General features: G+C 30.4%; 13 protein-coding genes. 1 reads left to right on the forward strand and 12 read right to left on the reverse strand.

Annotated elements, in window-relative coordinates; all coding sequences use genetic code 11:
• Positions 1-68: 68 nt before the first annotated feature.
• From hypF to KTC92_RS10270, 6 genes are all read right to left on the reverse strand, one after another.
• Complete coding sequence (gene hypF, locus KTC92_RS10245; RefSeq protein WP_216302234.1) at positions 69-2,354, reverse strand: carbamoyltransferase HypF; 2,286 nt, start codon at positions 2,352-2,354, stop codon at positions 69-71.
• Between the two features lie 185 nt (positions 2,355-2,539).
• Positions 2,540-3,367: a metallophosphoesterase gene (locus tag KTC92_RS10250; RefSeq protein WP_216302235.1), complete on the reverse strand. Its 828-nt coding sequence runs from the start codon at positions 3,365-3,367 to the stop codon at positions 2,540-2,542.
• A gap of 143 nt (positions 3,368-3,510) precedes the next feature.
• Positions 3,511-5,835, reverse strand: coding sequence for a glycoside hydrolase (locus KTC92_RS10255; RefSeq protein WP_253198115.1), 2,325 nt, complete (start codon positions 5,833-5,835; stop codon positions 3,511-3,513).
• Positions 5,836-5,897: 62 nt separating this feature from the next.
• A complete protein-coding gene (locus tag KTC92_RS10260) occupies positions 5,898-7,268 on the reverse strand; it encodes a HAMP domain-containing sensor histidine kinase (RefSeq protein WP_220286990.1) in 1,371 nt (456 codons plus the stop codon).
• Positions 7,249-7,905 carry a response regulator transcription factor gene (locus tag KTC92_RS10265; protein ID WP_220286989.1) on the reverse strand — a complete coding sequence of 219 codons (657 nt, stop codon included), beginning with the start codon at positions 7,903-7,905 and terminating at the stop codon, positions 7,249-7,251. The genes KTC92_RS10260 and KTC92_RS10265 overlap by 20 nt, the downstream gene beginning before the upstream one ends.
• A gap of 248 nt (positions 7,906-8,153) precedes the next feature.
• Positions 8,154-8,537, reverse strand: coding sequence for a YmaF family protein (locus KTC92_RS10270; protein ID WP_216302238.1), 384 nt, complete (start codon positions 8,535-8,537; stop codon positions 8,154-8,156).
• 185 nt (positions 8,538-8,722) lie between these two features.
• Here KTC92_RS10270 and KTC92_RS10275 point away from each other — a divergent pair, with 185 nt between their 5' ends.
• Positions 8,723-9,538 carry a polysaccharide deacetylase family protein gene (locus KTC92_RS10275; protein WP_220286988.1) on the forward strand — a complete coding sequence of 272 codons (816 nt, stop codon included), beginning with the start codon at positions 8,723-8,725 and terminating at the stop codon, positions 9,536-9,538.
• 99 nt (positions 9,539-9,637) lie between these two features.
• Here KTC92_RS10275 and KTC92_RS10280 read toward each other — a convergent pair whose 3' ends face one another.
• From KTC92_RS10280 to KTC92_RS10305, 6 genes are all read right to left on the reverse strand, one after another.
• Positions 9,638-10,306 (reverse strand): YitT family protein, encoded by a 669-nt coding sequence (locus KTC92_RS10280; protein WP_220286987.1) that lies wholly within the window; start codon positions 10,304-10,306, stop codon positions 9,638-9,640.
• A gap of 270 nt (positions 10,307-10,576) precedes the next feature.
• The gene (locus KTC92_RS10285) at positions 10,577-11,119 is read right to left on the reverse strand and encodes a NisI/SpaI family lantibiotic immunity lipoprotein (protein WP_220286986.1); all 543 of its coding nucleotides are present in this window, start codon (positions 11,117-11,119) and stop codon (positions 10,577-10,579) included.
• A 12-nt stretch (positions 11,120-11,131) separates the two neighbouring features.
• Positions 11,132-11,875, reverse strand: coding sequence for a lantibiotic immunity ABC transporter MutG family permease subunit (locus KTC92_RS10290; protein ID WP_220286985.1), 744 nt, complete (start codon positions 11,873-11,875; stop codon positions 11,132-11,134).
• 1 nt (position 11,876) lies between these two features.
• Positions 11,877-12,602: a lantibiotic immunity ABC transporter MutE/EpiE family permease subunit gene (locus KTC92_RS10295; RefSeq protein WP_220286984.1), complete on the reverse strand. Its 726-nt coding sequence runs from the start codon at positions 12,600-12,602 to the stop codon at positions 11,877-11,879.
• On the reverse strand, positions 12,602-13,309 hold the full coding sequence (locus KTC92_RS10300) for a lantibiotic protection ABC transporter ATP-binding protein (protein ID WP_216302244.1): 708 nt from the start codon (positions 13,307-13,309) through the stop codon (positions 12,602-12,604). The genes KTC92_RS10295 and KTC92_RS10300 overlap by 1 nt, the downstream gene beginning before the upstream one ends.
• A gap of 329 nt (positions 13,310-13,638) precedes the next feature.
• Positions 13,639-13,782: a hypothetical protein gene (locus tag KTC92_RS10305; protein WP_216302245.1), complete on the reverse strand. Its 144-nt coding sequence runs from the start codon at positions 13,780-13,782 to the stop codon at positions 13,639-13,641.
• Positions 13,783-13,791: the final 9 nt, after the last annotated feature.

The following is a 13,791-nucleotide window of genomic DNA, read 5'->3' on the forward strand; positions in this document are numbered from 1 at the left end:
TTGTAATTCCTTCTTCATTAATATATATGTGAAATATTTGATTAAAATGTTTTTGCATGCTCATTTTTTTAATTTTTCATTAAATTATTTTCAATTATTTCATTGGCTATAATTATCTGCCCAATTGCTACCCCTCCATCATTAGAAGGTAAGTCCTTATGAGTATAGACTTGAAAATTATCCTTTTTTAGATTAAAAAATATTTTTTTAAGTAAAAAAGAATTTTGAAAAACCCCTCCACTCAGTACAACTTCATTTATGCCGGAGTCTTCTCTAATTCGTACACATATACTTACAGTTAAATTAACAATAGTATTTTGAAATTTTGAAGCAATAATTTTAGCTGATACGCCTTTTGTTTTGTCTTTTATTGCCTCAATAATCATTCCGTAGGGTTCTATAATATACATATCCTGTTCTATTACTTTATACGTATATGATTCTTCAATATCCATTTCTGATATAGCTTCAAGTTCAATAGCAGCCTGTCCTTCATAGGTAACTATATCTGTAATTCCAATTATATTTGCCATAACATCAAAAAGTCTACCCATGCTTGATGTCTCGATACAATTAATGTTTGAATTTAAAATATTAATTAGATTAATAGCCTTAATACCATATAATTCAAAAATCATATCATTAACCTCTTTTTTACTTCTTTGTCTACTTAAAAACTTATAAAGAGAAGAAACTGCCATTCTCCAGGGTTCTTTAATAGCTTTTTCTCCTCCCGGCATTTTTATATAATCAAGATGGGCAGCTCTTGCAAATTGAAGGCGGTCACAAACCAGAAATTCTCCACCCCACATTTTTCCATCAGTACCATACCCAGTTCCATCAAAACAAACTCCAATAACTCTTTTCTCTAAATTATTTTCAAACATGCAACTAACTATGTGCGCATGATGATGCTGCACGGGAATCTTAGGCAAATCATATTCTAAAGCATACTTAGTTGACATATATCCTGGATGCATATCGTGTACTATAAATTGGGGAGAAAAAGAAAATATTTTTTTAAAATGCTCTACATTTTTTTTATAGTGTTCATAGGTTTCTAAATTTTCTAAGTCGCCATTAAATTGGCTTAAAAACAAAAAACCGCCTTTACTGATGCAAAAAGTATTCTTCATGTTGGGACCACAAGCTAATATATTTCTCATATTAGTCCATTTAAATGGTTCAGGTACAAATCCTCGAGCCCTCCTTATGATTCTCTGCTGTTTCTCTACAACCTTTAATACAGAATCATCAACTGGGACATGTATTTCACGATTATGTATGAGAAAATAATCCACAATACCCGATAGACCATATCTTGCAGAACTGTCTTTATACTCTATAGGTAGACCATTAACATTTGCACTAGTCATAATAAGCACCTTAAGTTTTTCTGAAAACAATAAAATATGAATTGGTGTATACGGTAGCATTACTCCCATTGTTTTTTGATTAGGTGCAATATTTTGAGGTAAATCACAGCTTTCCTTTTGATTCAAAATAACAATTGGTTTTTTTATTCCAGTTAGCATTTTCTCTTCTAACTCACTTACTCTGCAATACTTTTTTACTATTTCTATATCTTTTATCATAAGCGCAAGAGGCTTAAATGGTCTTTTTTTTCTCTCCCTTAAGTTATTCACTGCAATTTTATTCAATCCATCACAAGCAAGGTGAAAACCCCCTAGCCCTTTTATGGCAAATATTTTCCCTTCCTTAAGCATGTTTTGAGCAAAACTTATAGGATCTTGTATATCTAATCTGTTACCTTTAAAATCCTCTATCCAAAGCTCTGGGCCACACGACCTGCAGGCATTTGGTTGTGCGTGAAATCTCCTATTTGTAGGATCTAAATATTCACTATTACATTCCCTGCACATTTTAAATTCTTTCATTGTAGTTTTATTTCTATCGTAAGGTAACTCTTTGATTATAGAAAATCTGGGGCCACAATTTGTACAATTAGTAAAAGCATACCCTCGTCTCCTATTATTAGAATCTAGTATATCTTCTGTGCACTCACTACAAGTATCTATATCTGGCGATATAAAAGTAATTTTATCTACACCCTTTTCACTTTTTTTAATTTCGAAATTAGAATAATTTAGTACTTTATCATCTTTTATAGTTATTTTTTCTATTCGAGCAAGAGGTGGGGGACTATTTTCGAGACATTTTATTAATTTATTTATATCTTCCAAGCATCCCTCAACATCTATATAAACTCCTTCAGAGTTATTATTCACCCACCCTTTTAACTCAAAATCCTTTGCTAAATTATATACAAATGGACGAAAGCCTACACCTTGTACTATTCCCTCAACCACAATAAAGCTTCTCTTTTTATCCATAATACACACCCTCTAATATTTTGTATTTACGGAATATAAAATTACTACTCAATACTCATAATATTCAAGCTCAACAAAAATATTCTAAAGAAAGCCTGAAATACGAAATATTGCTGCATAGTTTAATACTTCCCACGCTTTATAAATCATTAATATAGATATTTAATTTAAGTCTATTTTTAAAATTAAATTTTCAAGTTAAAAAGAGAAATTTGTGGCATATTAAACAATCTAAATGGCACCTTTGTATTTCCCAGTCCACTATTAACATATATTTTTGTTCCTCTAGGGTTGTCTAATTTATAAAGGCCCTTGGTATATTTTTCTGATAATACATTTTTCTTTAGTGGACCATAAAAAGGAATGTATACTTGTCCACCATGGCTATGTCCACTAAGAACTAAATCAACTGGATAATCACTATATTTGTCTACTAAATCTGGTTCATGTAACAATAATAAATTTACAGACTTATTGTTAATTCCGTTCATTGTTTTATCTACACTATGATTTCCCATTAACCCATCATCTGCTCCAAAAATTTTTATATGCTTATCCTTAAACACAATGCTTGTCCCATCATTTTTCAAAACCTTAAATCCACCTTTATTCATTATCTCCTCATAGTATCTAACAGCCCCTCCACCATAGTCGTGATTACCATATATAGCATATTTACCTATTTTACATTTTATTTGTTTAAGAACCTCTGCTATATTGTCAATCTCATTATATGTTGAAGCATTATCTATTAGATCACCTGTAAATACCACTATATCGGCATCTAATCCATTAATTTTTTGGACAACCTTCTCTAGCTTATTTAAGTTGTAAAATTCTCCAAGATGTATATCCGTAATTTGCACTACCTTTAGCTTTTCATCCCCATTTTTATTAATTGTAACATTATGCCTTTTTACAATTAATAAATTTCTTTCTATATAAGTTGTGTATACTCCTAACAAGCTTACAAATAATATTATCCAAATAGTAATTTTTCTTTTCACTTTCATTTTTTATCATATCCTTTATCCTTAGTTTTAAACTATTCTAACCTTAATATAACCCTTCTATGTTACATTAAGGTTACATATCTTTATTGTTTATTCAAAAAAACTAGCTTATAAATATAATTTATAAGCTAGAGCTTAGTCCTTTATGGGGTATATTTAATTTTATTGTTTCCATCAAATATAATAAGAGATTTTGCGGCAATTTTTTCCCCTTCAACATTAACTTCCTTATTAGAAAAGTTAGCTATTACCTTTAAGTCCTCTCCATATTTAGTCATTTGGACTAATCTATCCTTTGATAAAATCTTAAAATCTGTCATTTCCTTAGTAATTGCCTTTTTACTAAAATCAGACCATACCTTTGTATGTTTTACAATAACGGCTTTATTCTTATTCCATTCATTTTTATCAATATGATAAAGTGGTGGTACATTATATAAAACCTCATATAGCATTCTATTTTCTACTTCATCTTTTATTTTTAATGTACCCCAGCCCCACCAATGAGAAGTAATAACTGAATCATTATAAACTAACTTGTATAGTGGAATTGTATATGCGGTATCCATAAATAACTTCTTATACTTATCCTTTATAGGTATCTGCTTTGAAAATAACTCTGGCGCTCCTCCATTACTTGAATAATATCCTCCCACATAATATTTACTATCCTTATTTTTACTCATATCCTTATCCATCCATGAAAAAGATGGTGTTTCTATGCCATGAGCAAATGCTATAGATTTGCTTGCAAAATCATTTCCTCCTTCACTTCCAACTACCATATTAAACTGTTTTTGAAGGTATTCCATTCTTTCTATTCTTGCCTTTATATCTCCTGCTTCTGTTGTAGGATGCTCTTTAGAATAATCATCCACCACTTCTCCTGTTGCATCTGTATCTAAAAACCACGAATTAAACTTTAGACCAATCTTTAAAATAGATGAAACTCGCTCCTTTACACTTGGCATAGCAAGTGTTGGATTTAACTTTCTTCCAGCCCCTTGGAACCCCTCTATCTTTTTGCCCTCTTTATTGGTTACAGTAGCATTTTCATAAAGAGATGTATCAGAAAATTTCGCTGTTGACCACTTTTCTTGTCCTGGCTTATGAATTGAATGATAAGAATCATAAGCACCTATTAAATATCCCAATTCATTTGCTTTTTCAACTAATTCCGGCTTTAAAAAGCCTTCTTGAAAGTCGTCTAATCCAACCCACATTTTATCAATACCGGACTTTTTCATATCGTAAAGTACATTAACAGTATTCGCATCTGCCCATTTTTCAATAGGATCTGCTACATCTCCTAAAGATGATTTTAATAAACCTTTATTTAAATCTATTAATTCTACTGGGTTTAATTTATTTATTCCCTTATCTATTAACCCTTTACTTTTTTTATCTAAATTCGTAAACACCTTAGGGTTATAAAACTCCTTTAACTGTATTACAGAATTAAAACCTTTTATAATTCTATTTTTTGTATATTTATCAAGATACTCTGAAGAATCTAAATCATTAAAAGCAGTAGCGAGCTCTCCACCATCCTCAACCTTTGTTTTTAACAACTCCTGCATCCAAAGTTTTAGATCTTTTGGAATGCTTCCTTTTATCTTATCCAATTTAACATTTTCCTCAGATATTGCCGACCTATCCCAAAAATAAACATGTGGCGCCCCATAAAGCTTTTCAATATTTTTATTATCCTTAGCCTTATCCTCTAGAGATTTAAAGTTACCCTGCTTCACAATAAAATTCTTATAAGTTTTAGCTACATCTACTGGATTATTCTTAGTTAAATAAATTCTAAATCCATAATCCTTGTTTTTATTTATTGAAGGATATTCATGATTAAAAGTAAATTTAATATTTTCTTTAGTATCAAATTTAACTTCATTATTATAAGGATTGTTAATTATATATAATAGCGAATAATTCTTTTTGCTTGCTGCAAAAAACTGCATAGAAAAAGACTCTAAAGTTTTCATTTCATTATCATTTAAATAGTCTTTCCATACTTTATCATCCTTTGGAATATACTTACCCTCATTTAATGGAAGCATATATCCTTCTCCTGTTACTTTTGGCCATGAAAATTTATTTTCACCATCCTTATTACTAGATTTTATAGATACATCTAAATACTTATCTTTCTTTTGAATTTCTACATCAATATTTTTCTTTTTATAACTCCAAGATATTTTATCTCCATTGTCCTTTAAGTTTGATACCTCCGTTTTTTCTAAAGGCTCAGATACTGTTTCCGTAATTCCATTAGATTCTACCGTTATCTTAAAGGTAACAGGTTCTACTTTAAACTTAAAATCTAAATTTTCAACCTTAGTATTCATTTTGTTATTAATCGGATTAACTTTATTATTACTTGAAATAGCTTTATTATTACAACCCGAAAACAATGTTGTTACAGTTATAGCTACTAAAACTAATGATATTCTTTTTTTCAACTAAATCACCTCATAAGTAAAATACTATAGAAGTGTTACGCCAATGTTACAAAAAACTTTATTTAAAATATTATGCAAAATTCAATCTTATTCTGTTTCACATTAAATCCAAAGTCAAGATTATGTTTTTCTAATATTTTTTTCACTATAGATAACCCTAATCCCGTACCAGAAAGTTCCTTACTTCTTGATTTTTCAAGCACATAAAATGGTGTCCATATATTTTCTAAATCTTCTTTACTACTTTCTTCTAATCCATTTTTTATAGAAAACATTGTTTTATTATCTTCTTTGACTATTTCTACTTCTACCTCATTATTATTAGTATACTTTATAGCATTTGTAATTAAATTATTTAATACAATATCAATGCCTTCCTCATCTCCATAAACAATATATTCCTCGTCTTTATTTATATTTGATATAAAATTTATGTTAGCCTCATCTATAAGTAGTTTATATTTTTTTAAAACACTACTAAACTTTCTCTTCAAACTAAAGTTAGCTTTTTTTAATTCTTTTTTTTCAAGCTTTGACAAAAACAAAAGATTTTCTACTAAACTATCCATATGGTCTATTTGCTCATTAATTATTCCCATATATGTCCCATCATCTAAACCATCCTCAATTCCCTGTCCATACGCCTTTATTAAAGCTAATGGAGTTTTAACCTCATGAGCCATATCTGAAATTAAAGTCTTTAACTTTTCATTTTGAAAATTGATTTCTTTATGTGCCTGCTCTAAGCTTTCACTCATGCTATTTATACTTATAGCAAGCTCTTCTATTTCATCATTTGTTTTAATTTCCTCTTTTCTGAAGTTTAAATTAGCAATATCCTTTGATAATTCTTTTATAAGTTCTAATGGTTTTATTATTTTTTTAGAAAAAAAGCCAACTAAAATTATAATTAAAATCAAAGAAAATATATTTAAATATATATTAAATTTATTTATAATATCTATAGTTTCTCCCATATATGGTAGTGGCATCGCTATAGCAAATATATATTTATCAACCTTTATAAACTTTGTTAGTACCTTATATTTTGTTACTCCTTGGTCATATATCTTGTTTATACTTTTACTATTTAACTTACTTAGAGTATCTTCCGTGAGCCAAAATTTATTTAGCTTTATTTTATTCGAACTAAATTTAGTTATTAAATCCTCATTAATATTATTAATATCGCTACTTGCCTCCGAATAAACTATAGTGACATCATTTTTCTTTTCCATTTCATCTATATTTTTAAAAATATAATCTGTTTTTTTTCTGTTTATTTGCTCAGAAATCTGGTCTAATGTCCTCGTCTTTTTAAACATATAAAATCTTTCAATAAAAAATACATTTATCACCATAGAAATTATAGTTACAAAAATTGTGACTGACGCTATAGACAATGTGAACTTTTTACTTATTTTGATTCTCATCCGCCTCCATACTATAACCAATTTTTCTATAGGTTTTTATACTATCCTCACCTATTTTCGCTCGAAGTCTTCTTATATGAGTATCCACCGTTCTATGATCCCCATCATAATCCATTCCCCAAACTAAATCTATTAGCTTATCTCTAGATAAAATAATCCCCCTATTTCTAACAAAAGAAATCAAAAGATCATATTCTATTTTTGTTAATTTTAATATTTCTCCATTATTATATACCCTTTTCTCATCTGTGTTTATTTTTATATTATTAATACTTATCTCATCATCAAAATTTATAAGCTTTTTCGCCCTTATTAAAAGTATTCTAGGATCAAAAGGCTTTTTTATATATTCATCGGCTCCGCAATCTAATGCTTCAATTTCATCCTCATTTTGTGTTCTTGCAGTTAAAATTAATACCTTTGTATTACTATTTTCCTTAATATATTTACAAGCCTCAACTCCACTAACCTTTGGCATCATCCAATCCAAAATTGCTAAATCAATTTTATGTAAATGAAACAAATCTAAGGCTTCCTCTCCATCCTTTGCTGTAATTGCATTAAACCCTTCTTTTTGAAAATAAGCTGAAAGGATTTTTACCATTTGTTTCTCATCATCAGCAATTAGTATATTCAATTAAACCTCTCCTTTTAGCCACTAAATATTATAGTTTTTATTTAGATTATACCCAACTATAAGTATTTTCTCTATAAATTTATAACTTCTGCTAATTGATATCGTGTTATATTCAAAAAACATAGCAAAGCATTAATAAGGCTGCAATCCTTTAAACTTATTTTAAAGGATTGCAGCCTTGTTATATGGAACAATGTTAGCATTCACTGCCTTTTACAGCAATTCCTTAACTTAACTCAGTTCTTTTATTAAGCTTCTTCAAATATTGGAGCTTCTATAAGTGTAGCAAATATTAATTCATGGCAATGGTCATCAACGACATTAGTTCTAGCCTTTACAAAATGAACATGCCTACCACCGCCAACAGGTATTGCTAAACCTGAAGTTGCTTCAAATTCATGAAAGTGGTCAAAAAAATCTGTTCTTGATTTAACTTTATGCACATGCCCACCTTGAACTGGTATTGCAGGACTTGACACTCCAGCAAATCTGTGGTTATGAGCATCCTCACTATCTAATTCTGCTAATCTAGTACTTCCTAAGAATTCATGGTCGTGGAATTGCTTTTCTTTTTTACAACAGTTATCCTCATGCTTTTTTTCACAACCACAGTTATTCTCAATCTTTGACATTAACATCACTCCTTTTTCTATTCAGTTACTATTATATGTACCTTATAAAAAAAGAGAACTTAATACAAAAAATTCTTATGTATTTTATTTCTAGCACTCTCTATACTCTCCTAAAACAATTTAGGTATAATTTTTTATACATTACAAATAATAATTTATAATATAAATCGGTTTAGGAGGTCGATATGAAAAAAAATTTGTGTTTCATATTTATATTAATTTTTTTAACCTCTGTCCTTGGATGTTCAAAATCTATTTCAAAACCTATACCCATAACAAAGAAAGAGTCTACAGTTAATAAACCTTACGGTAAGAGTGTTCCAGTCCTAATGTACCACTCAATTACCTCTGGAAAAAGTGATTCCAATTCTCTTCCTATTGAAACGTTTAAGGAGCAAATGAAATACCTAGAAGATAACGGTTACCAGACTATAACGCTTACGGATTTATATAAGTACTTTATGAATCAGAAGCCTCTACCTGAAAAATCTGTAGTCCTTACTTTTGATGATGGCTATGAAAATAATTATACTGCTATGTTCCCTGTTCTAAAAGAATATAATTTTAAAGCAGCAATTTTTGTTATTACTTCTCATATTGATAAAGATCATGAATTTATGACATCCAAACAGCTTTTAGAAATGGATAAATACGGAGTAGATATAGAAAGCCATACCGTAAATCATGATAAGTTAAAATCACTTTCTAAGGATAAGCAACTAGCAACATTAATTCAATCTAAAAAAGATCTAGAAAAAATATTAAAGAAAGAAATAAACTTCTTTGCCTACCCTGGTGGTGCGTACAACAAAAGTGCCATTGAGGCTGTGAACGAAGCTGGTTACAAAATGGCTTTCACCATTGATGGTAAGTCGTCTAGTTGGTCCTCTAAAAATGATGGTCTACTTTCCTTACACAGGGTAGATGTAAGTTCTTTTCAGGACCTGAATGCCTTTAAAACTGGAATTTCTAATGCTGATTATAAATCTTTATTTCAATAAAAACAACCATCTGGGCTCCAGATGGTTGTTTTTATTATTATTTTACCCTGCCATCATTATAGAAAACTTTTCTTTTACTATCCATTAATATAATTAAATTTAAGCTTCCACATATACATTTTTTCCCTCTTTACGTTCAGATTGATTTTTAACAATCGCATTTACTAACTTTTCTCCATATGGAAGGCAAAATTGTATGCATGGACCTGTTAACAATGCAGATATTATTGTACCTATACCAAATACTCCACCGAGTGTAAATCCTGTTATTAAAAAGATAGCATCTAAGCTCATACGAACCCAACGATATTCTAAATTAGTTTTATCTTTTATTATAAATGGAATAATGTCATTTGGTGCAACGCCTAGATTACTTGCTGAAAGTATAGAAAATCCAATTGCAATTAGAACACAGCCGAATACAACTAAAAGTATTTTTACACCAATATTTAAAGATTCAATCGGAAAAAATGAAACAGCCTTTACTCCAAGATCCATAATGGGGCCTACTCCCACCACGCATATAATTGTTCCTATATTAATACGCGTTCTTTCAACTAAAAGTATTATACAAACCACTACAAATAAAATAATCATATTGGCACTTCCAGGTGTCTTCTTTAATAAAAATGCTAATCCTTGAGTGAATAAGGTAAACGGATCAGAACCAATATTAGTTTTTAAAAACAAAGCTACCCCGATCTGTATTATACTCATTCCTATAAAAAATAGGATTAGTCTTTTAATTAGATTTAATTTTTTTGTCATGTTTTCCATCCTTTGCCTTATATTTTATAGTTGCTCTCTATAATATTTTCAGATTTTTATTATAAACTACCAAAAAGGTCAATTTTAATTATACAATGATACAAATTTATATACAAGTATATATTATTTATGTAATTGTTTGAAAAATATAGTTATATTAAGTATATTTTGAAATTGTTAAAGAATTAGTTGGCGTTTGTCTACGGTATAACGTAAACGAGCTAAAAAATGAGCATTTCTGCTTCTTTTTATAAAAAAGTAAAACGCTTCTCATTCTGAAGTTGTCAATTCGTCTTCTGAGAAGCTGTGTAGCCCCGCAGGAGATAATTTGATGACTGTTTTATCAGTAGACGCGCTTCCTACCGGAATCGCTCTATAAAAATTGTTATCAACTTGGACGGCAATGGCGTCTTTAGTATCCACCTCTTTTATTGAACAAACATTTTGAAAAGAGACAATAAACTTTGCATCTTTAGGAAGATTCTTTTTTACATCCTCTATTGTTAATTGGGCAGACGAATCAATTCTTTTTTGCTCAAGTATACAATTATTTTTATCAATAACTGCCACTTTGTCAATAATTCCGTTCCATCCCCCAATTTTAGACCGCTCCAATGAAAGATTTGAAATTTGATAGGTTGTATCCTTGTAACTTATTTGAGTAGCATTTTTAGCATTAACTTTACAAATAATTTTATCTTTAATTGCATGGTTCCTGGCTTTGCTAATTATTTTATCTTTTGGAGAACATCCTGTTATTAGCGTACAAAACAAAACTGTGAACAAAGGTATCAATATTTTTTTTATCTTCATAATAATTTCTCCTTACTCATATGACTTTCTTCCTTCCCACTTTCTGAACCAAAATAAACTAGCAACGAAGGCAATACATATTGCAAATAGCATTACAAATAATCCCTTTTGCATATCAAGTGCTATTTCAGCACTGAAAGCAGGATAGTTCAACTTGTTAACCATACTATTGCAAAGTCTCACACTCCATGCCCATGGAACAAAGTGCCATATATAATCACCAAGACCTGTAAGCATAAGAGCAGAAATCAGACTTCCGGAAACTCCGAGCCCTGTAGATGCTCCCTTTCCAAATTGAAGACTAATGAACACATGCAATATATAAAGAAATATGTTTCCTATAATTAATGCTGCACCTGCTTTTAAATAAAATAAGTAGGGCAATACGTGAAATCCAAGTGCAAATACTCCTACAGCAAGTGCAATAGAAAAACTTCCTAATAAAAGCAAAAAAATTAACTTGCTTAAATACGTAGTACATTTTGATTTTGAAGTACATAGCATTACTTGAAAACCTCCAGCTTGCTCTTCCTGCTCAATTACTATCCCACTGATTAATCCTATCAGTAAAGGAAACGCAATGGCCAGCGCATCTAGATACCCTTCTATATCCATAATTGAGTTCTTTGATGTCCCGTAGTAATATAATAAAAACATAAACGCTCCTGCTAGTGGAATAAATAAATGAATCCGCAAAATAGAAGTATGTCTTAATTTGTAAAAATCCGATTTTATACATCTAAGTAAAGCAACCATATTAATTAACCTCCTGTTTTGAAAACCAATTAGCGGTAACAATCAATAGCAATGCAAACAGAATAAGAGACAAAATTATTCCAATTGGAATCGCGATTGGATTTAGTAGTGGAGATCCTGTTTCTACCTTAAGTCCATTTGGAAGATATCCAAGAACTGGACACATAATACGAGCTGTCCAGCTATAAGGACAAATCCACCACGTTGATGTTATTGCAGTCAAAGAACTTAACATAATACTACCGCAAACGTTAATCAAAACAGCCCCTATCATTCCCAGTTTCTTTGCTAAAAACATACAAAGTGGAATTTGCCACAAAGATGTAACTGCAATCAAAACAGCTGCGACAAGTGCCCGAAAAAACGGTACAGTGACGGGAAAATAGTAGCCGCCTAAAATAATTCCTACTGACAGAACCATGCAGGATAGAAGCATATAAAACCCATTTACCAAAACTTTTGAAATCCACACTTTTTTTAGTGAAATTGGAAGACCAAATACAGCTCTATACCGTAATTTTTTTTCTTCCCTTTCATTAGTCATCACTGCCATTATTGAAATATATCCTGGTAGTATCATCATGTACCACGAATTAAAGCTATTGGCTTGAAACCATATAACAGATGAAAGTGCAATGAGGAAGGTAACCATAGGTGCAAGAAAAATTATTTTTTTTATAAATGTTCTCTTACATTTTAAATTTTCAGCCTGTAAATATTCGAGCATTATGAAACCATCTCCCTGTTCTTTTTCACAACCTCTGTGAAAAGTACTTCCAAATCTTCTCCAGGATTAATTTTGCCGTTATACCCGAGTACCCCATTGCTGATGATACCAATGTGGTCTGCAATCAATTCAACCTCAGACAATATATGACTGGAGAGGATGACTGTCATTCCTTGAGCTGGGAAAGAACGTATTAACTCACGTAAATCTTGTATTCCAAGAGGATCCAGGCCATTTGTAGGCTCATCCAAAATTAACAATTTGGGTTTATTTAGTAGTGCAATTGCAATTCCAAGCCTTTGCTTCATCCCCATAGAAAATTGTCCTGCCTGCTTTTTATTTGTGTTTGTCAAATCAACTGTTTCCAATACTTCCTTAATACGAGAATCAGGAAGCCCTAAAAGAATGGTTCGAACTTTCAGGTTTTCTACCGCCGTCAAATTTTCATAAAGAGGTGGAGATTCAATCAAAACCCCTATATTTGAAAGATCATTCCTGCTCCAAGGATGATCATCAAAAATAATTTCTCCTGATGTTGGATGAAGCATTCCAGTAATCATTTTTAATAGAGTTGATTTTCCAGCACCATTTGGTCCCAGCAATCCATAGACAGAATTTTTCTCAATAGACAGCGAAATTTTGTTTACTGCGCGTTGTTTTTTAAAAGTCTTGCAAAGATTTTTTGTTTGTAAAATATAATTATCCATATTCATCTTCCTTTCGTTTACTAATAGTTTTATAATATAAGAATTTTATAAAGAGTTCAAAAATTCTTTTTCTACTTTCAATAATTCTGTCATTATAGATACCCCTCGTTAATATTAATTATTTTGAATATGTTTTACACTCTTAGTATACAAAAAAGCAAAATATACCACCATTGCTTCGGCTTACATTTTGCTCTTTCAACTTACATTTTTGTAACACTTAATAATTATTCCATTTTAGAAAATGAATAATTGCCTTGGCGCTTTTATCATATTCGTAATCGTCAAATAGCCCCTACCTTAACTTAAGATGAGAGCTATAAATAAATTTATTTGTTTTTCTTATGTTTAATAATCCCCACAACAATAACTATAGCAATGATGACTACGATTCCTTCAAGGGCTGGCGACCACCATTGAATAGTTTGAATAATTCCTTTAGACACTCCTAAATTTAATAAAAAATTCTCCATATTTTTCTC

Source organism: Clostridium sp. CM027, assembly GCF_024730565.1.
Classification (GTDB): Bacteria; Bacillota; Clostridia; order Clostridiales; family Clostridiaceae; genus Clostridium_AD; species Clostridium_AD estertheticum_B.